Here is a 20,349-nt window from a genome sequence, read left to right as displayed (position 1 = left end):
TCTGGCGCTGTCCGCTGACCAATTGATGCGATTACGACGATGACCCCCAGCCTCCGCTCTCTGAACGCGGCGCACTCGAGGAGTGCAGGAGGGGGTTCGCACCGGATTCAGAAAACCATGCCATCAGGTTAGCCGCTCAGCCCGACAGGCTTCGCTCGCAACAAAAATCGCTCCCGGAGAGCGAATGCTGCAGCGCAGTAAATGGCACCGGGTGAGTTTTGCAAGAGGCTCCTATTTAAGGTTCGATCATTGATGCAATAGCCTAGCAGGCTAGAGTGGACTTATTCTCGCTCATCCCGGCTGGGACCAGCCGGAATCGAGTACGTCAATCAGACTCGGGTATAGAAACCCGATCAGAAACTGAAGCTGAAGACCCCCGGCTGGAAGGTGTAGGGCGTCTGCCCGCCGATGAACAGGGTGTCACCGCTTGGCACCCGCGCCTGCACGTCGATCTGCACATTGCCACCGGAGGCGTTCCTGGCGGCGGTATTGGCCTGGATGAAGCCATTATTCATGAGCAGCGTATGCGCCTAAACATGGATGTCGCCGCCGTTGCCCGCCACACCCTGGACGGAGGTGCTGATCTGTGAGTTGTCCAACAGGATCGTGCCCTTGCCGTCGACGATATGGATTGATCCGCCGTCGCCCTCGTTGGCGCTGGTGGTGATGGCGCTGTCGTCGAGGGAAAGCAGACGGCTGAAGTGGGCCTGCACATGGCTGGCCGCGACATTACCAGTCAACGAGGCGGTGATCGCTGCGTCCTGGAGGGTAATCGTCGGCACGCTCACGGCCAGGATGCCAGAGGTGATCACGGAGGAGTTGCCCACGGAAGTCTCGTTCTGAATGGGCACCGTGCCGTGAGCGGTGAGTGAGACACGATTCCTGGCGGAAAGAAAAATCTGACCGGTTTGTCCGGATGAACCGTAATACGCTCTGCTGAATATCCCGGATGACCGTGATGTTTCCGGCCAGGCCGTCTGACCAGGAGGACGAGTTGATCTGTGCTGCGTTGCCGATCGAGAGCCTGCCGCTGGCAAGAACCTGTATGTCGCCGGCACCACCGCTTGATCGAGCGTCAGTGCTGCGTGGACGCGAAGACCGCTTCCAGAGTCGGAGCGGTCAACACCGCGTCGCTCCAGGTTTCGAGTTCGCCCTCGGCAGCGTGCGTCAGACGCTCGACCACCACCGGCGGCAAGGCGCCGAAGCGTCGCTCGAGTTGGCGCGCAAGGATTCTTGCTTCACCGGCGAGCCGGCCCTGCTGTAGCCCTTCCTGCAGCCCTCGTTGCATTCCCTGCTGCATTCCCTGCTGCATTCCCTGCTGCATTCCCTGCTGCATTCCCTGCTGCATTCCCTTGCGGGTGGCTTCGTCAAACCAGCTTTCGATTCGTTCTGCGAGCATGTGCTTGCCTTCCAGGATATCGGTCATTTTGTCGAGATCGTCGACCATGCTAGGGGAAGCCGCTTTGCGGCGCAACAGCGTCTTGACCCAGAGCGTGAAGGAGCGGCGCAGGCGGTCTTGCGTCGGATCGCGCAACAGAGGCCCCAGCGCTTGCAGGACGCGCAGCAGATCTTCCGGGGTGCGCCCGTGCTCGAGCCGGAACAGTGCATCGACGGCGTTGCGCACGCTGGCTGTCGGGTGAAGCTGCAGGCGAGCTTCGTCGATCAGGTGATAGGTCAGACGCGGCCGGTACGCCGCCAGGCTGGCGGGCGCGGGAGCAAAGAGGTCGCCGACGTCGGTCGGAGCATTCCACGGCGCCATCCCGTTATAGAGGACCAGCGGCAAGATCGGCGGCAGCTTGCCATCCGCGAGTTCGTCGCGCCGCACCAGATCCTGGGCCAGCAGGCCGAGATAGACGAGCAGCCGTAGTGCCATCCAGCGGTCGGGATCAGACTGGAATTCGAGCAACAGGTATACCCACAGCCAGCGGTTGTCGAGACGCAGACGCCAGACCATGTCGTCGTGGCGCTCCTTCTGGCTCTCGGAAACGTAGCTGCTGTTGACCCGTTCGAGCGTCGAGAAATCGGCTTCGGCCAGCCATTCTCCCGGCACCCAGTCTTGCAGCAGATCGCGCACCATCTCGGGATGGCCGAAGAGCAGTTTGTAGCCGGTGTCGTGATCGCGGGTCATCGGCCTATTCATCGGTTCGAGATAAGACCTCTGGAGAGGTTTTGGCAATACTTTGAAGGTACGGAGCAGGCTCCGTGAACTCCCCCTCTCGCCCCTCGACCCCTCCTACGACCCGCGCGACATCGCAGGCCGGTTGCGACGACACGCAGCAGTGCTCCGCGAAACCCCACTTTTGTTCATGCGATGGGAGGAGAGATCCGTGAGTCGCCGATGCAATTTTCACATCAACGACCGTCGTGGCCTCCCGGATGGGACCGAGCAGGTCGCGGGCAAGGGGGGCGAAGCCACCGCGGCCGGTCTGGACCAGCGAACTGCCGCCGGTGATCCGGCACGGGTGATGTCCCAGGCCGCCGCTGTCGAGCAGTTGCACGTTGAAGCCGGTCAGCGCACCCGAGAGATCGAGCAGGGGCGAGCTGATCTGGACCACCCCGCTCACCCCGGTCGGCGCGGCGGCCTGGATGACGTTGAAGCTGAAGACTCCCGGCTGGAAGGTGTAGGGCGTCTGCCCGCCGATGAACAGGGTGTCACCGCTCGGCACCAGCGCCTGCACGTCGATCTGCACATGGCCGCCGGAAGCGTTCCTGGCGGCGGTATTGGCCTGGATGAAGCCGGTGTTCATGATCAGTGTATGCGCCTGGAGATGGATGTCGCCGCCGTTGCCCGCCGCGCCCTTGACGGAGGTGCTGACCTGCGCGTTGTCCAGCAGGACCCTACCGTTGCCACCGACGATGTTGATTGGACCACCGTTGCCCTGGTAGGCGCTGGTGGTGATGCCGCTGTTGTCAAGCGCAAGAAGATGGCTGAAGTGGGCCTGCACATGGCTGGCCGCGACATTGCCGGTGGACGAGGCGGTGATCTCGGCGTCCTTGAGGAGGATCGTCGGCGCGCTCACGGCCAGGAGGCCAGGCGTGACCCCGGAAGGGTTGCCCACGGAAGCATCGTTCTGAATGGAAACCGTGCCGTGACCGGTGAGCGAGACGCGCTCCTGGGCGGAAAGAAAAATCTGACCGGTTTGTCCCGAGGAACCGTAATACGCTCTACTGAATATCCCGGAATTCCTGCCAGGGGAATTCTGGCCATCGATCCTGACGTTCCCGGCAGAGACGGTGACCTTGCCCGCGCTGCCCGAAGTCAGCGTCGATGAACTGATCATCCCGCCATTGGCGATTTCCAGGGTTCCCATCGCTCGCACATCCAGGCTTCCTGCATTGCCGGATCGGGCCAGATTTTCCAGGGTTCCATAAGCAGCGCTGAAGATGCCGAACAAGGTCCCTTCCCCAAAAATCCTGATGTCGCCAGCGGACACACTGACGGTGCCCGCATTCCCCGACCCATATGTCGATGAATCGATTTCGCCACCATTGCTGATCGTCAGGGTGTTCCTGGCATTGACCTGGACGTTGCCGCCGAAACCTGTGGGGACGGGTCCCAGACCTTGCTGCGAGCTCGTACTCCGGATGCCGCCTTCACCGTCTACGGTGATCGTGTCGGCAAAGACCTTCACCGTACCGGCATTGCCCGTCGACCAGGTGGATGAATCGATCTGTCCGGCATTCCGCACCGAAAGGGAACCGGCGACCAGGACCTCGATGTCGCCCGCGTTGCCCGCATTTCCGGTCAGCCCGGACAACGGATAGTTGTTGCTGCTGATCCCGGTCGATGTCTTCGCCCCCATTCCGTCGATGACGAGCGTACCGGCCGATACCTTGACCGTGCCCGCATGGCCCAGCGACCAGGTGGACGAGTCGATCAATCCGCCATTCAGCACCGCCAGCGTGCCGGCTGTCGTGACATCGATGGTGCCCGCACGGCCAGCGGGGTCCGAAAGCGAACGGCTGGCACTGCTGATGGTCGCAACCCCATTTCCCTGGCCATCGAGGGTGATCGATCGGGCCGATACCTTGACCGTACCCGCATTGCCCGACCACCAGGTGGACGAATTGATACTGCTCCCGTTGTCCTTGACGGAAAGACTGCCGCTCGCCTGCACGTCGATATTGCCGGCGTTTCCGGAGAGTGCAGCCTTGCTCAGAATGCCCGTTTCACCCGAGCCCATGGAATCGATGGCGATCGACCCGGCGCTGACCATGATGTTTCCGGCCAGGCCGCTTGACCAGGAGGACGAGTTGATGGTTGCCGCATTGCTGATCGAGAGCTTGCCGCTGGCGAGAACCCGTATGTCGCCGGCGTCACCGCTTGATCCGGGTTTGGAATCGCTGAACAGTCCGGAACCGGTACCATCGATGGTGATGTTGCGCGCCGATACGGACGCCGATCCACCAGCACCGGCGGTGTAGGTGGAGGTGTCGACCTGCCCGTCGTTCCTCAGCGTGATGTCGCCACTTGCATTGACCCTGACGCTTCCGGCATTTCTGGTACTTTCCGTATAAGAGTAGAGGCCGGTCTGCTCACTGCCACGTCCCCCATCTGCAGTCAGGTTTCCGGTAGCGATCGAGATGTTGCCGGTATGGTACGCGTCATCGCTCAGTGCCCAGACATATCCTCCATTGAGGATATCCAGATTGCCTCTGGCGATGGGCAGCTCACCGGCAACGCGTGCTTCTCCGGCTAGACCGCCGAAGGCCACGATGCGAATGTCGCCACCCTGGCTGCCAACGCGCCCCTGGTCGATCCGTACATCTCCCCCGACCAAGCTCAGCGCTTGCAAGGGTTTGACCAGGATTCCGGCACCCGTGTCGACTGCAATGCCCGCCTGCGTCGTTCCAAGAAAACCAAAGGCTTCGGGTGCAGCGCTGGAGAAGGTGCTGGCGGTGGTGGTGTCGGCAGGGAAATTTCCATCGGGGAATTTCAGATAGTTGGCGGTGCTGACGTGCAAGGCTGCCGGCACATCGACGACCGCCCCGGCGCCGAAGGTCACTCCTGCCGGGTTGATGAAAAAGAAATGGGGGGCGCTGCCGGTATTCCCCGGATCAAGCTTCAGCAAGCCGTTGATCGTCGACAACTGCCCGCCAGTAACGCGCGAAATCACATTGCTGGCGGGGCCATTGATCGTGAACACCGCGCCGTCACCGCCCCCCACGTTGAATTTCGAAAAGCTATGGAAGACGTTGCCACCCGCACGCTGCCCGTAGGTTTCGGGAATGACGATTTGCTGGTAGCTTGCCGAGCCCCTGCTCACGGTTCCCGATGGCGTCAATGCCGTCAGCGGGCCGGCCCCGATACTGCCGTCACGGACGATGTTCGATGCCGCCTGCGCCGGCCACGCGTACCAGGCCGCTGCGAGCAGGGCCGCAACGGGCGGCCAATCCGGTTTACAGGGGGTGAACAGGGTTCTCCTCACAGCCAGTTCCCGATGATGATGAACGGCGCCCAATAGAAGGGGTGACTCCAATCGGGGTGACGGATCCATTCGAGTTGTGCCCGGCGCAGGGCTTCGGTCTTGGACAAGCGGGCGTTGGCGATGCCGTCGTAGAAACTCTTCATGAGCGCTTTCGCCACTTCGTCGGCGACCGGCCACAGAGTGCCGAGGACGCTGCGGGCGCGCGCCTTGATGGCGGCGCCGGAGATGCCGAGCGGCGAGCGATCGTTGCCTTCGGCGGTCTCGCAGGCGGACAGGCTCAGCAGCTCGATCGGCGTGCTCTGGAGTTTCGCGGCCTTGAGCAGGCCCTGCAGCCCGTTCATCGTGATCAGGTCATCGTAGGCCAGGATGAAGCTGGTCTCGGCATTGCCGCCAAAAACGCCATGCGAGGCGATGTGGACGATGCGGTAATCGCCGGATTCGGCCTGCTGGCGAAGTTGGCCGACGGTGAATTGCGCATCCAGCAGGGCGTTCCCGTGCAGGATGCCGCGTAGCGCCTCGATTTCCTCCTTGACCCCCGGCAGGGTCAGGCTGGCTCGCAGGTCCTCGATTTGCCGGGACGACGGCTGGCCTGACGGCGCCGCACTGCGGAGCACGCGCATCGAACGTAGATCAATCGTCCGCGCAAGGCCCCTCCCCCGCCGATCCTTTTCGGCCGCGTCCGATTGCTGGATCTGCTCGCTCAGCAAGCGACTGTGCTTGTCGACCACCGGCCCCGGTTCGGAGAGGCCGACCATCAGGGAGGCCGCCATCTGTCCGGCCGGCACTCCAGTATGGGTCATGGTCATCCCGGTGACCATCGAAACCGCATATTTCTCAATCACGAACTGCTGGCCGTCATGCAGCGCGGCCATCGGCACCAGACGCAATGCCCCCTCCGGGACAAGCACCAGCGAGTCGATGTGTTGGGCCGCGAAGACGTCGGCAAAGGGCTTGAGGAGCCAGTCGTTCAGTTGTCGTGCCGGTTCCAGATAGTCCTCCAGGCCGTTGCGCAGGGCGTCTGCCAGGGTCTGAGCCGTGGCGCGCAGGGTCGCGCCGGCGATCGCCGTGGTCTGCCGCTGGATGCCGCTCGATGTCTGCAGCAGCAATTCGACGCGATCGGGCAGGATGACCGGGTAGAGCACGGCCGCCCCCGAGGGCACCCGCGCCGAATCGCTGCCTTGCACCGCCTCGAGCGCGCAGCGATCTCCCAGGAAGTCCTGCAGTTCGGCTTGCCGAATCCATTCCAGTGCATTCAGCACCTTCGGCAACTGCGCGGCCTGAACCTCTGCCGGCTGCTTGTCGAGCTGCCGCAGCAGCAGATCCGTATAGCCCAGATAGATCGGTTCGAGCGTCGCCTGAAAGGACGATCGGCCATCTTCGTATTCTATGGGGATATCCTGGCGCACCGACTCGATGTGGCTGACGGCGCGCTGGTACGCGGCCAGCGCCGGCGCCTCCCGACCTCCGGCCTGGAGCAACCGCGCCTGCCGCCATTCCAGGTCGATCAGCAAGCGGGCGGCCGCTCCTGGTGCCAGGGAATGCGCCTGTTCGATGGCCTGTTGCGTGAGGATCAGCGCATCCGGTTCCCGGTGATGGTCCTCATAGAGCTGCGCTAGGGCATCCAGGGCTTCCACGGCGAGAGAGCGATTGCCCTGCCTGGCGAGTTCCCGTGCCCGCTCAAGGTGCCGATAGGCCAGTGACAAGCCCGGCTTTCCCAGCAGGCGCGCCTGCTCACCCAGGTTGAGATGGAAGCGGGCGAGCGGGCCAGGAGGTCCGCCGGCCTGGTCGATCTGCTGTGACAGCCCCGATAGTTGCGCCAGCTGGTCTGATTCGGGAGCCATTCGAACCAGATTGAGACGAACGCTGAACTGGATCTCGATCGCTTCTGGCGCAAGGCCGAGCGCCTCCTGATAGTACCCCCTGGCTTCTTCGCTGCGCTTGCGAATGAGCGCCAGGTTACCCAGATAGACGGCAAAATGGGCGCGTTCGATCCCCGTCGATGATCCGTAGGCGTTGCGCAGCAGTCCCTCGGATTCTTCGTAGCGATGGGCTTGCAGCAAGGAGATTCCCAACTCCCCGCGCGCCCGGACCTGGCCGCCAGGAGAGACGGCCAGCTTGCTGGCGGAAGACAAGAGGTCGATCGATTTCTGGAGGTCCCCTTGTTCACGCAGTGTAATACCCTGGGCAATGAGGTCATCCTCGCCAACTACCTGGCCGGCCAGGACAAGCGCCGGAACCATCAGCAGCCAACACAGCGTGGCGCCTTGCCGTAAGGGTTTCAACCATTTCTGCATCATCCCCTCCACGTATCATGTCCCTATTCTCGTATCCCTATTCTATGCGAGGATCCATTCCGGCCACAGACGAGTAGTCCGGTGCTCGGGGGCGTGGCGTCTGCCCGTCATTGGCACACGGCCAGGACGCGGAGAAATACGACGGATCGTCGGGTAAGGATGCAGCAGGCCACCCACGGCCATCGTGTATCCCCGGAGCGGGACCGAGCAGGTCGCGGGCAAAGGGGGCAAAGCCACCGCGGCCGGTCTGGACCAGCGAACTGCCGCCGGTGATCCGGCATGGGTGATGTCCCAGTCCGCCGCTGTCGAGCAGTTGCACGTTAAAGCCGGTCAGCGCACCCGAAATATCGAGCAGGGGCGTGCTGATCTGGACCACCCCGCTCACCCCGGTCGGCGCAGCGGCCTGGATGACGTTGAAGCTGAAGACCCCCGGCTGGAAAGTGTAGGGTGCCTGCCCACCGATGAACAGGGTGTCACCGCTCGGCACCAGCGCCTGCACGTCGATCTGCACATGGCCGCCGGAAGCGTTCCTGGCGGCGGTATTGGCCTGGATGAAGCCGGTGTTCATGATCAGCGTATGCGCCTGGAGATGGATGTCGCCGCCGTTGCCCGCCGCACCCTGGACGGAGGTGCTGATCTGTGAGTTATCCAGCAGGATCATGCCCTGGCCGCCGGTGATGTCGATCGAACCGCCGTTGCCCTGGTAGGCGCGGGTGGTGATGCCGGCGGTGTCGAGAGAAAGCCGTTGGCTGAAATCGACCTGCACCTTGCTGGCCGCGACATTGCCGGTCGATGAGGCAGTGATCTCGGCGTCCTTGAGGAGGATCGTCGGCGCGCTCACGGCCAGCGTGGTGGGGATGAGCGTGGCGGGGTTCGCGACCGTCGCGAAGTTCTGAACCGATAGTCCACCGCCATTGGCAAGGATGATGCGGTCGCTGGCGGAGACGAGCACGCTGCCGGTCTGGCCTCCAGAAAGCGCTTCCGCATTGCTGAAGATACCCGTTCCGGACACGGCAATTCCCTGGCCATCAACGATCAGTCCGGTGGCACTGACCTTGACCGAGCCCGCCTGCCCTGAAGAATGGGTCGAGGTGTCGATGCGTCCGCCACCGAGAATCGCGATATCTCCGGTCGCCTGTACCTCGACGCTACCCGCCTTGCCGGTACTGCCGCTTGCCGCATCGCTGGAGATTCCGGTTCTGTACCCGTGCCCATCGATCGTGAGGTTGCGGGCGGACACCCTGACCGCTCCCGCGTCAGAAGAAGAGGTGGTAGAAGAATCGATATAACCCCCGTCGAGAATGACCATATGACCTGTCGCCAGCACTTCCACATTGCCCGTCCTGCCGGTGCTTCCGTTATAAGCACCGCTGGTGATTCCCGTCCCCATTCCCTGACCATCGATGCTGAGGCTGCCGGCACTGACCTTCACCGAGCCTGCATCACCAGCGGAAAAGGTCGAGGTATCGATGTATCCCCCCCTGAGAATGTGAATATGACCAGGCACCGCCACATCAATGCTTCCGGCATTACCCGTCTGACCTGACGCCCCATGAGGATTGCTGCCAATGCCGGCCCCTGCGCCCTGACCATCGATGTTGAGGCTGCCAGCGCTGACCCTCACTGAACCCGCATCCCCTGAAGAAAAGGTCGAGGTATTGATATATCCTCCGTTGAAGATCGAAAGGTTCCCGCTAACCGCCACATCGACTCTGCCCCCCTTGCCTGTTGAACCGAAAGCCGCGCTGCCGATGCCTGCCGTCGAACCTTGGCCATCGATGATCAGGCTACCGGCGTTGACCTTCACTGATCCTGCATCTCCCGAAGACGAGGTCGAGGAATCGATTCTGCCGGCGTTGAGCAGCGAAATATTTTCAGTGGCAGCGACTTCGACGTTGCCCCCATTGCCTGCTGTTCCGTAGGCACCGCTGCTGATGCGCGTCCCTTGGCCAGCAAGGCTCAGACTGCCGGTACTGATTCTGACCGAACCCGCATCCCCCGAAGACAAGGTCGAGGAATCAATCCTGCCGGCGTTGAGCAGTGAAATGTTTTCAGTGGCCACAACTTCGACGCTGCCCCCCTTGCCGGTCGTTCCGTAGGCGCCGCTGCTGATGCGAGTTCCCTCGCCAGCCAGGGTGAGGCTGCCGGTGCTGACCCTCACCGAACCTGCGTCCCCTGAAGACAAGGTTGAGGAATCGATTTTGCCGGCGTTGAGCAGCGAAACATTCCTGGTCGCGACCACCTCGACGCTGCCTCCCTTGCCGGTCGTTCCATAAGCGCTGCTGCTGATGCCAGTTTCCGCAGAGCCTTGGCCATCGATGTTGAGACTGCCCGTGCTGATTCTCACCAATCCCGCATCCCCCGAGGACAAGGTCGATGAATCGATTCTGCCGGCGTTGAGCAGTTCGATCTTTCCGGTGGCCACTACGTATACGCTCCCGCCGTTGCCCGTGCTGCCGGAGGAAGCGCCACTGCTGATACCCGTGCTACTCGCCGAACCCTGGCCATCAATCGTGATCTCTCCGGCGCTGACCTGTACCGACCCCGCATTTCCGGAAGCGTAAGTGGAGGAGTAAACGTATCCGCCGTTGAGAATCTCGACCTTCCCCGCGGTCGAAACATCCACACTGCCAGCCTTGCCAGACGATGAGGTAGAGGAAGTGATGTATCCGCCGTTGCGAATCCCGATATTTTCACTGGCAAGGATCTCCACACGACCCGCCTTGCCGGTGGTGCCGAACGCAGCACTGCTGATGTTGGCCCCCTGGCCATCAATGCTCAGGCTGCCGCTGCTGACCCTCACCGAACCAGCATCGCCAGACGATGTGGTCGAGGAGGTGATGATTCCTCCGTGGCGAATCGCAATATTGTCGCGGGCAAGAACCTCCACGCGGCCAGCCATGCCAGTCGTTCCAAAAGCACCGCTGGCAATGCCGGCCTCCTCGATCGTGAGGCTGCCGGTACTGACCTTCACCAAGCCGGCATCTCCCGACGATGCGGTGGAAGACGTGATGAGCCCCTGATTGAGAATCTCGATATGGCCACGGGCCGTGACCTCCACACGGCCAGCCTGGCCGGTGCTGCCATCTCTGGCGACGCTGAAAATTCCGGTCGAGCCACCTTCCCGCCCATCGATGGTAAGGCTTCCGGCACGGACACCGACCACGCCGGCATTGCCCGATGACCAGGTGGATGACTCGATCAGCCCGCCGTTGAAGAGGGCCAGACTGCCGCTGGCAGCGACATCGACCCATCCAGCGTTACCCGAAGCTTGGTCATAGGTACCACTGCTGATGGCAGCACGATCAAGCGTGAGGCTGTTGGCGATGACCTTCACTGACCCGGCATCACCGGAAGAATAGGTGGAGGAATCGATATATGCGCCGTTACGAACCGAGAGGGTTCCCGCAGCGGCCACCTCTACGCTGCCAGCCTTGCCGGAGGTGACGGTATCGGATGCCACGATCCCGTCGTTGGTCAGCAGCACATGATTCGTTGCAGCGATGTCGAGATCGCCGCCTTTTCCTGTTCCATTCTCTGCCCGACTTCTGATCCCGGTCAATCCGCCGCTGCCCGAATCGACCCGGATGTTTCCGGCACTGACGGCAATCTGTCCACCGTCGGTCGCACCGGTGGCCGCAGTCTGGAGCGTGCCGCCGTTCATGATATCAAGATCACCATAGGCCGCCCGCAGTTTCCCCGAGAAGGCAACTTCCTGGGCATGCTGCCCCATCGCCACGACCCGGAGGTCTCCTCCGCCGATCGTCACGAGGTGTCCCTGGTCGATCCCGATGTCCCCCCCCACGACGCTGACCGGGGCCGGTGACGACGGTCTGAGGAGGGTTCCGCCATTGACAGTGAGCGTCGCCCGCGTCGTTCCGAGAAAACCAAAAGCTTCCGGTGCGGCGCTGGAGAAGGTGCTGACAGAAGTCGTGTCGGCATTGAAATGGCCGTCGGGAAACTTCAGATAGTTGGCCGTGCTGACGTGCAAGGCTGCTGGCACATCGACAACCGCCCCCGTGCCGAAGCTCACCCCCGCTGGATTGATGAAGAAGAAATTGGGGGCACTGCCGGTACTCCCTGGATCGATTTTCAGCAAGCCGTTGATGGTCGATAGCTGCCCGCCGGTGACACGCGCAATGATATTGCGGGCGGCGGTATCGATGGTGAACACCGCGCCGTCACCATTCCCCACGTTGAACTTCACAAAACTATGGAAGACGTTGCTGCCGGCGCGCTGGCCGTAATTCTCCGGGATGGCGATTTTCTGGTAGGTCGCCGTGCCCCTGGTCACCGTCCCCGATGGCGTCAGCGCCAGCGTGGGTCCGGCGCCGATACTGCCATCGCGGACGATATTCGATGCTGCCAGCGCCGGCAACGCGCAAAAAGTCGCCGCCAGCAGGACGGCGATTGTCGGGTGCGAACGAAAGTGTTGGGTGGATACTTCATTCCCCCCGGCTTTCGCGGTTCTCCCCTTCCCACTCGCGGGAAAGGGGTCGAGGGGTGAGAGGGAGAATTCGCAGAGCATGATGCTCTGCGCCCATCGAGCGATTCCGGCGTGCCCGCCGGAATACACCATTAGTCCAGTCTCGCCAGCGTCGACTTGGCCAGAGGGGGATTCTTGGCGAAGTATTTCTTGATCCCCGAAAAAATCGCCTCGGCCATCTTGTCCTGGTAGGCGTCATCATTCAGCCGCTTCTCTTCTTCGGGATTCGAAATGAAAGCGGTCTCGACCAGGATCGAAGGAATGTCGGGGGCCTTGAGAACGGCGAAGCCAGCCTGCTCGACCCTGGGCTTGTGCAACCGGTTGATGCCGCCGAGTTCGCCAAGAACGGCCTTGCCCAACTTGAGGCTGTCGTTGATCGTTGCGGTTTGCGAGAGGTCGAGCAGCGTACGGGCCAGGACGGGATCCTTGACGTCGATATTCACGCCGCCGATCAGATCGGCAGCGTTTTCCTTCTGTGCCAGATAGCGTGCGGCAGAACTCGAAGCACCACTCTCCGAGAGAACGAACACTGACGAGCCGTTGGCATCCGGGCGGACAAAGGCGTCGGCATGAATCGAAACGAACAGGTCGGACTGAATTCGCCGCGCCTTCTGCACCCTGACATGTAATGGCACGAAGAAATCCGAGTCGCGCGTGAGCACCGCGCGCATGTTGGGTTCGGATTCGATCTTGGCCCGCAGGCGCTTGGCCACCGCCAGCGTGACGTTCTTTTCCAGGCTGCCGCCACTCCCGACGGCTCCCGGATCCTCGCCACCATGTCCAGGATCCAGGGTGATGGTCACCAGGCGGTCGACCACCGGCCGACCCTGACGCTTGGACACAGCTTTCTGTTCGGCCACTGGCTGCGGCTCGGATTTGACCTCTGGTTTCAACTCCGATTTCGCTTCCGGCCGGGCTTCTGCAGACAACTCCGGACGGGTATCCGGTTTGCTGATCGGCCGACTTTCGAGCGGTGCGAGCCGGGGCTCCTTGTTGTCAAGCAGCGAAAGCAGCGGATCCGGCGGGTTCAGGGGATACACGTCGAGCACCAGTCGATGCCCGTAGCCCCCCACCGGCGGCAGGACGAAAACCTGCGGATTGACTTCGCCCTTGAGTTCCATGACCAGACGGACGACGCCGGGCTTGTAACGCCCGGCCCGCAGCAGCTTGATGTTGGGATCGTTGGCAGCGACCTTGTTTCCGAGACTTTCGAGGACATTGTTCAACTCGACGCCTTCGAGGTCGACGACCAGACGCTCCGGGTCCTTGACCATGAAATGCGTGTATTTCAGGGGCGCTGCGTGTTCGATCGCCACCCGCGTGTAATCTGCTGCCGGCCAGATGCGTACCGCCAGAACGCCGGGGTTGCGATTCGCAGCGGCGGTCGACAGCGGACTGACCGTCAGCAGCAAGGATGCACCGGTAAACTTGATCAGCTTGCGGCGTCCGGCCAGCCGCTCTGCAGCGCTTTCAGACATTTTTCTCCCTCCACGCTAGACGCGAAGACGCCGAGCAGCCGCCCACGCCCGGAAAATTGCAAGCGAATGACCAGATCGGGCAGCGGTACGTAACCAGCAGCCTTTTCGGGCCACTCGACCAAACAGACGGCATCGTCGCGGAAGTACTCGGCAAGACCTGCATCCAAAAACTCTTCTGGAAAGTTGAAACGATAGAAATCAAAGTGATACCAGTATATCCTCGAAATCACATAAATTTCAACCAATGTATAGGTCGGGCTCTTGACCGGCCCGGCATGATGGCGTGCACGCAACAGTGCGCGCACCAGCGTCGTCTTGCCGGCACCAAGGTCGCCGTCGAGCCAGACTACCATGCCAGGATCGAGCAGCGGCGCCAGTTGACGGCCAAAGGCGGCGGTTGCCCCCTCATCCGGCAGATGCAGGGTCAGCGTAGACGGCTTATCATCCGGATCATGCACGCAGGGAACTCCCAAACAGACGCGAGTCTGGCAGACCGCCAGACCGATTATGCCCACGTCGTCAAACGGATCAGACAATGGGGACAGGAACTCGGCTTTGCTTCGATCGGCATCGCCCGCGCCGAGGTCGCCGGGGCGACGCCACGGCTGATGCGCTGGCTGGCACTCGGCCGGCACGGCGAGATGGATTATATGGCCAAACACGCCGCCTTGCGCGCTGTGCCGGAGCGCTTGTTGCCGGAGGTGCTATCGGTCATTTCCGTCCGACTGCCCTACTGGCCGGTGGCTGCCGACGCACCGGCGCAACTCGCCGACGGCGAACGCGCCTACGTCTCGCGCTATGCGCTGGGGCGCGATTATCACCGGACGGTTCGCCACCGGCTGCAGAAGCTCATCGACCGCCTCCGTCACGAAGCCGCCTCGCTGGGACTGGCCGCGCCTTTCGCCTGCCGCGCGTTTTCCGATTCGGCACCGGTCATGGAGACCGAGTTCGCGGTGCAGGCAGGCGTTGCCTGGCGCGGCAAACATACGCTGTCGTTGACGCGCCAGGGATCGTGGCATTTTCTCGGCGAGATCTACACCACCCTGCCGCTGCCACCCGACCCGGCGATCCACGATCACTGCGGTGACTGCCGGCGTTGCCTCGATGCCTGCCCCACCGCGGCGATCGTCGCACCCTACGAAGTCGACGCCCGCTTGTGCATTTCCTACCTGACGATCGAATTGTCGGGAGCCATCCCGGTCGCACTCCGTCCCTTGATCGGCAACCGCATCTACGGTTGCGACGACTGCCAGTTATGTTGCCCGTGGAACCGCTTCGCCCGGATTGGCGATGCCGATTTTGCAGTTCGCAACGGTCTCGACGCGACGCCACTGACTACCCTCTTCGCCTGGAGTGAAGACGAATTCAACACGCGCCTGGCAGGCAGCGCGATTCGCAGGATCGGACACCCGCGCTGGCTGCGCAACATCGCCGTCGCGCTCGGCAACGCCCCCAGCTCGCCGGCGATCATCGCGGCCCTGGCGGCGCGTCAGGACGACCCCTCGCCGCTGCTGCGCGAGCATGTCGCCTGGGCTCTGGCCGCACAGGCCGGTCGGTATCGTGGGCCGTTCGACGACGTCCACGGTCACGGCGGACCCGAACAGGCAGCGTCCTCGCCGACCTCTCCCGGCACTCACATATTGGGATAGTTGGGTCCGCCGCCACCTTCTGGCGCCACCCAGCGGATGTTCTGCGTCGGGTCCTTGATGTCACAGGTCTTGCAGTGCAGGCAATTGGATGCGTTGATCTGCAGGCGCGCGCCCCCGCCCTCCTCGACGATCTCATAAACGCCCGCCGGGCAATAACGCTGCTCCGGAGAAGCATATTCCTTGTAATTGATCGAGATGGCCTTGGCACTGTCGAGCAATTGCAGATGCACGGGTTGTTCTTCCTCGTGCGCCGTATTGGAGACGAAGACCGATGACAGCCGGTCGAAAGTCAACTGGCCGTCAGGCTTGGCGTACGGAATGGGCTGGTAGCGGGCAGCCGGGGCAAGTTGCTCATGATCGCTGGTCTTGTCCTTGAGCGTAAAGAACATGCGACCGCCGAAAAGATTCTGCTGAATCCAGTTGAATGCGCCGCCCATGAAGGTGCCGAACTTGTGCAGGGCCGGCCCGAAATTGCGTGCCCGGTAGAGTTCGGCATACAGCCAGCTGTCCTTGAAGGCCTGCTCGTAAGCCACGAGATCGCTGCGCCCCAAGTCTCCGGCCTGCAGCGCCGTATGGACCGTTTCGGCGGCCAGCATTCCCGACTTCATGGCGGTGTGCACCCCCTTGATCTTGGCGAAATTCAGCGTACCGGCGTCACAGCCGAGCAGCAACCCGCCGGGGAAGGTCTGTTTCGGCAGGCTGTTCAGCCCGCCCTTGGTAATCGCCCGCGCTCCGTAGCAAAGGCGCTTTCCCCCTTCGAGATACGGTCTGATCGTGGCCTGCGACTTGAAGCGTTGAAATTCCTCGAAGGGCGAGAGATAGGGGTTGGCGTAATTGAGATCGACAATCAGGCCGACCACGACCTGATGATCTTCCATGTGGTAAAGGAATGACCCCCCGGTCGCGCCGTGCTCGCTGAGCGGCCAGCCGGCGCCATGGACCACCAGTCCAGGCTGGTGTTTCGCGGGATCGACCTGCCAGAGCTCCTTGATCCCCAGACCATAGTGCTGGGCGGTTGCATTGGCAGCAAGATCGTAGCGGGCGAGCAACTCCTTGCCAAGCTGACCGCGCGCACCCTCGGCAAACAGCGTGTATTTGGCGTGCAACTCCAGGCCCGGCTGGAAACTGTCCTTCTCTGCGCCGTGCTTGTCACGGCCCATGTCACCGGTAGCCACGCCTTTGACCGAACCGTCGTCGTGGTAGAGAATCTCGGCCGCGGCAAAACCCGGGAAAATCTCGACCCCCAGCGCTTCGGCTTGTCCGGCGAGCCAGCGACAGAGACTGCCCAGACTGATGATCCAGTTGCCGTTGTTGTGCATTGGTGCCGGGACGGCAAAATGGGGCAGCTTCACCGCCGAGGTCTCGCTGCGATAGAGATAGACCTGATCCTCGCTGACCGGGGTCGTCAGCGGGGCTCCGCTGGCCTGCCAGTCGGGTAGCAGTTCATCGAGCGGCCTGCTCTCGAAGAGCGCGCCCGAAAGGATGTGTGCGCCGACCTCCGACCCCTTCTCCAGCACCATCACCGCCAAATCCGGATTCAGCTGTTTGAGGCGAATCGCTGCGCTCAAACCCGCCGGACCTGCGCCGACAATCACCACATCATATTCCATGGCTTCACGTTCCATCACCGCTCCTCTAGGTTTCTCAATCGCTCCTGGCCTGACGGGAGGCCCTCCATACCGGCTTGTCTGCTGGTCAGACGCACTCTCATCAGCCGGCGCATACCCCTTGTATCGCCTTGTATCGTATACCTCAGTCCGGGTATGTGGTCAACGTGGGCAGCTCCCCAGCAGCCGGGGGCGAATGCTACGGGTGTCGTCGCCGTTGCCACGAGAGGTCGAGGACGCGCAGCGGCGACAGTCCTCCGCCGCTGTTCTGGACGCTCGTCGACGAGACATCGCCAGCAGCCTCAGAAAGCGGCGATGCCGGTTTGCGCCCGGCCGAGGATCAACGCGTGTACATCATGGGTGCCTTCATAGGTATTGACCACTTCGAGGTTCACCAGGTGCCGGATGACCCCGTACCCGTCCGAGATGCCATTGCCGCCGAGCATGTCGCGCGCCATGCGGGCGATGTCGAGTGCCTTGCCGCAGGAGTTGCGCTTCATGATCGAGGTGACCTCGGGTGTCGCCGTACCTTCGTCCTTCATCCGCCCGAGGCGCAGGCAACCCTGCAGAGCCAGCGTGATTTCGCTCTGCATGTCGGCGAGTTTCTTCTGGACCAACTGGTTGGCGGCCAGCGGGCGACCGAACTGCCTGCGATCGAGCGTGTACTGGCGCGCCGTGTGCCAGCAGAACTCGGCGGCGCCGAGCGCACCCCAGGCGATACCGTAGCGTGCCGAATCGAGGCAGGTAAACGGTCCCTTGAGCCCCCGCACTTCCGGGAAAGCGTTCTCTGCCGGCACGAAGACCTCGTTCATCACGATCTCGCCGGTAATCGACGTGCGCAGACCGACCTTGCCATGGATGGGCGGTGCCGACAAGCCCGGCATGCCTTTCTCGAGAATGAAGCCGCGAATTGCGCCGGCGTCATCCTTGGCCCAGACGATGAACACATCAGCCATCGGCGAGTTGGTGATCCAGGTCTTGTTGCCCGAGATCCGGTAGCCGCCATCCACCGCGCGTGCACGGGTCTCCATGCTGCCGGGGTCGGAGCCGTGGTTGGGCTCGGTCAGTCCGAAGCAGCCGATCAATTCGCCGCGCGCCAGGCGGGGGAGGTACTTCCGCCTCTGTTGCTCGCTCCCGAAGGTATGGATTGGCAGCATCACCAGCGAAGACTGCACGCTCATCATCGAGCGAAAACCCGAATCGACGCGCTCGACCTCGCGCGCGACAAGGCCGTAGCTCACATGGTTGAGCCCGGCCCCGCCGTACTCGGGCGGAATCGTCGCGCCGAGCAGTCCGATCTCGCCCATTTCCAGATAGATCGCCGGATCGGTTCGTTCGAGGCGGAAGGATTCGAGAACGCGCGGCAGCAATTTATTCTGGCAATAGTCGCGTGCTGCATCGCGCAACAGCCGTTCGTCCTCGCTCAGTTGCGCTTCGAGCAACAAGGGGTCTTGCCAGCAGAATTTCGCTTTCGATGGCTTGGCCATGCTTCTTCCTTTCCGTTCTCACCGGTGATTCAGGTCGGCCCGGCACCGCCCCAAAGAAGCCTCTGGATCTTGTTTTGCAGCCAGTTGCCGAAGCGCGATGACTTGAGGATGCGACCGACATGGAGGGTGGCTGCATCTTCCGGAGCGATCTGGCACATCAGATCATGTGAGTGCTGCGCCTGCTCCCGATTTCCCAGAGCATGAAAATAGCGTGCCACTATGCCGTGAAAGGCCAGCACCTCGGCGACATGAAACCTCTGCCGATCAGGATAAAGGCTTTTGAGATCAAAGTGTCCCCCGAATATCCCGGGAATTTTTTCAGGTTCACCACGCAAGAGGTATTCGTTTGCCAGGGCGATGCGGCTGAACAGATAATCCGGAAAGCGTGCCAGAGTCTCCTGCAGGACGCGTTGTGCATCGGCATGTTCGCCGAGCCGCTTGTACGCGACGAACAGGAAGTTGTAGAGCTTGGGCTCATCCGGGTATTGCTCGATCAGCGCTTTCAGGGTAGCGGCGGCCTGCCTGGGATTTTTCTCCTTGATCTCAGCGCTCAGCGCAATGAGCTGATCCTGCAAGCCGCGGGGAAGTTGCGCGAATGCGGGTTCCTGTAGAGGCTCCGTGATGATTTCGTAGTGGTCGGGTATCTCGGGATCTGAACCCTTGTCGCTCGCCGAATCTCCCTCCTCGGTCACTGCCGGCAGTTCGGTTGCAGTCATTGAGTGAAACCCGTCCGCACCAAGTCGCCGGTTCAGCATGCTCGCAATTCGTCGCATTTGCGCCGGGGTATCGTTTGGCCCGCTGATGTAAAACGGCTTGCCATCCTTGCCATAGGTGTACCGAACCGGACACACGGCCGCTTCGATGCTCCCGAAAAGCTGGGCCGCACGAGCGTAGTCGGCATGCGGAGGGAAACCCAGATCCCGGGCATAGGCGACGGCGCCCTCGACGAGCTTGCGCAGACAGCTTGGATGGACCTTTTCAAGCTGGGCGTCTTGTGCCAACTGCTCCCATTCCTCCTGCGAAACCACACGATAAAAGGCGTCCTTGACGCCCAGACAATACATGTCGACCAGAAAAAAAGACACGGCCAGGTCGCCATCGGGCAGCGCACGGGCGAGTCCAGCCATGCCGAGACCCACCTTGGGCAATTCCCTGGCGACCATGGAACTGTGGATTGGCAAATCAGCCGCCTGCGCCGCGGAGGGCATGTTGCTGCGCTGTGGCAGCGACCTTCTGCTCGCCTGCGCTTTGCGTTTTCTGGCCAGCTTCTTTTGCCAGATCCTTTCGTCGAGGGTCATGGCGCCAGCGTCCGCCAGTCAAGAATGCTGGCAAAAGCCAACCAGGGCTGGCCAATGCCGGTGCGCGGAAAAAGGAAGGAAGATAGTCGGCGCGAACGGCACGCCTGGGTGAAAACAGTCATGCCATGAATCTCCTTTCATCATGGTCTGTACAGAACGGACGCAGCAAATGATCGTCAATGCGGCCGGGAGCATGCCTGCATTCTACCGGAGGTGACAGGGATGGCACGCAGGTCAGGATGCGAATCAAAGTGTGGGTCGAAGTGCCTTGTTCGGTGGAGAAGCGTTAATGTGAAAGTCGCGTCAGCGACTCACGAATCGCCCCTCTCCACTCGCGAGAGAGGGGCCGGGGGAGAGGGAAACGGTCATGACTTTCATGATCGGAGGTGCCTGGAAAAGTCATGACCGTTAGCATCGGTCATCACACCGGTCACTCCCCACTCTTTCATTCACCCCCATCAGGTCATGAATGTTGAAAGCGGATGGGAAGTCGACGAGCACGCTGTCGACGACGACGACGCGCGCTCGGTCGCCGTCGAAAACGAGGTAGCTGTTGCTGCCCGTCGAGGGATCGAAAAAGCCTTCAATGTGCATCCTGCTGCTCCCGGTTGAGCGCTAGCC

14 protein-coding genes are annotated in these 20,349 nt (G+C 62.0%); 2 read left to right on the top strand and 12 right to left on the bottom strand.

The features are described from left to right. Window positions 1-353: 353 nt before the first annotated feature. The 8 genes from V5B39_RS17150 to tsaE form a co-directional block, all read right to left on the bottom strand. Window positions 354-515 (bottom strand): hypothetical protein, encoded by a 162-nt coding sequence (locus tag V5B39_RS17150; RefSeq protein ID WP_332344086.1) that lies wholly within the window; start codon window positions 513-515, stop codon window positions 354-356. A gap of 15 nt (window positions 516-530) precedes the next feature. Further along, window positions 531-827, bottom strand: a complete 297-nt coding sequence (locus V5B39_RS17145) for a hypothetical protein (RefSeq protein WP_332344085.1) — start codon at window positions 825-827, stop codon at window positions 531-533. 248 nt (window positions 828-1,075) lie between these two features. Next, a complete protein-coding gene (locus tag V5B39_RS17140; protein WP_332344084.1) occupies window positions 1,076-2,128 on the bottom strand; it encodes an Rpn family recombination-promoting nuclease/putative transposase in 1,053 nt (350 codons plus the stop codon). A gap of 4 nt (window positions 2,129-2,132) precedes the next feature. Next, a complete protein-coding gene (locus tag V5B39_RS17135; protein ID WP_332344083.1) occupies window positions 2,133-5,429 on the bottom strand; it encodes a beta strand repeat-containing protein in 3,297 nt (1,098 codons plus the stop codon). Further along, entirely contained in the window at window positions 5,426-7,723 is a 2,298-nt protein-coding gene (locus V5B39_RS17130; RefSeq protein ID WP_332344082.1) for a CHAT domain-containing protein, read from the bottom strand. Before V5B39_RS17130 ends, V5B39_RS17135 begins: the two co-directional genes overlap by 4 nt. Window positions 7,724-7,760: 37 nt before the next feature. Beyond that, on the bottom strand, window positions 7,761-12,251 hold the full coding sequence (locus V5B39_RS17125; protein ID WP_332344081.1) for a beta strand repeat-containing protein: 4,491 nt from the start codon (window positions 12,249-12,251) through the stop codon (window positions 7,761-7,763). A 50-nt stretch (window positions 12,252-12,301) separates the two neighbouring features. Then, a complete protein-coding gene (locus V5B39_RS17120) occupies window positions 12,302-13,687 on the bottom strand; it encodes an N-acetylmuramoyl-L-alanine amidase (RefSeq protein WP_332344080.1) in 1,386 nt (461 codons plus the stop codon). Continuing rightward, the gene (gene tsaE, locus V5B39_RS17115) at window positions 13,642-14,145 is read right to left on the bottom strand and encodes a tRNA (adenosine(37)-N6)-threonylcarbamoyltransferase complex ATPase subunit type 1 TsaE (RefSeq protein WP_332344079.1); all 504 of its coding nucleotides are present in this window, start codon (window positions 14,143-14,145) and stop codon (window positions 13,642-13,644) included. Before tsaE ends, V5B39_RS17120 begins: the two co-directional genes overlap by 46 nt. Between tsaE and queG the strand changes: the two genes are divergently transcribed. Beyond that, window positions 14,140-15,336 (top strand): tRNA epoxyqueuosine(34) reductase QueG, encoded by a 1,197-nt coding sequence (queG, locus tag V5B39_RS17110; RefSeq protein WP_332344078.1) that lies wholly within the window; start codon window positions 14,140-14,142, stop codon window positions 15,334-15,336. The genes tsaE and queG overlap by 6 nt on opposite strands. Here the strand turns inward: queG and V5B39_RS17105 are convergent. The 4 genes from V5B39_RS17105 to V5B39_RS17090 all read right to left on the bottom strand — a co-directional run bounded on the left by V5B39_RS17105 (window position 15,321) and on the right by V5B39_RS17090 (window position 19,850). Beyond that, the gene (locus V5B39_RS17105) at window positions 15,321-16,961 is read right to left on the bottom strand and encodes an electron transfer flavoprotein-ubiquinone oxidoreductase (protein ID WP_332344077.1); all 1,641 of its coding nucleotides are present in this window, start codon (window positions 16,959-16,961) and stop codon (window positions 15,321-15,323) included. The two genes, queG and V5B39_RS17105, sit on opposite strands and share 16 nt — an antisense overlap. 284 nt (window positions 16,962-17,245) lie before the next feature. Then, the gene (locus V5B39_RS17100) at window positions 17,246-18,430 is read right to left on the bottom strand and encodes an acyl-CoA dehydrogenase (protein ID WP_332344076.1); all 1,185 of its coding nucleotides are present in this window, start codon (window positions 18,428-18,430) and stop codon (window positions 17,246-17,248) included. A gap of 29 nt (window positions 18,431-18,459) precedes the next feature. Beyond that, the gene (locus V5B39_RS17095) at window positions 18,460-19,728 is read right to left on the bottom strand and encodes a tetratricopeptide repeat protein (RefSeq protein ID WP_332344074.1); all 1,269 of its coding nucleotides are present in this window, start codon (window positions 19,726-19,728) and stop codon (window positions 18,460-18,462) included. Continuing rightward, window positions 19,725-19,850: a hypothetical protein gene (locus V5B39_RS17090; protein ID WP_332344073.1), complete on the bottom strand. Its 126-nt coding sequence runs from the start codon at window positions 19,848-19,850 to the stop codon at window positions 19,725-19,727. The genes V5B39_RS17095 and V5B39_RS17090 overlap by 4 nt, the downstream gene beginning before the upstream one ends. A gap of 343 nt (window positions 19,851-20,193) precedes the next feature. Between V5B39_RS17090 and V5B39_RS17085 the strand changes: the two genes are divergently transcribed. Continuing rightward, the gene (locus V5B39_RS17085; protein ID WP_332344072.1) at window positions 20,194-20,340 is read left to right on the top strand and encodes a hypothetical protein; all 147 of its coding nucleotides are present in this window, start codon (window positions 20,194-20,196) and stop codon (window positions 20,338-20,340) included. The last annotated feature ends 9 nt before the right edge of the window (window positions 20,341-20,349 follow it).

This window comes from Accumulibacter sp. (assembly GCF_036625275.1).
Lineage (GTDB): Bacteria > Pseudomonadota > Gammaproteobacteria > Burkholderiales > Rhodocyclaceae > Accumulibacter.
The sequence above is the reverse complement of the archived record's forward strand: the minus strand, read 5'-3'. Positions and strand labels throughout refer to the sequence as shown.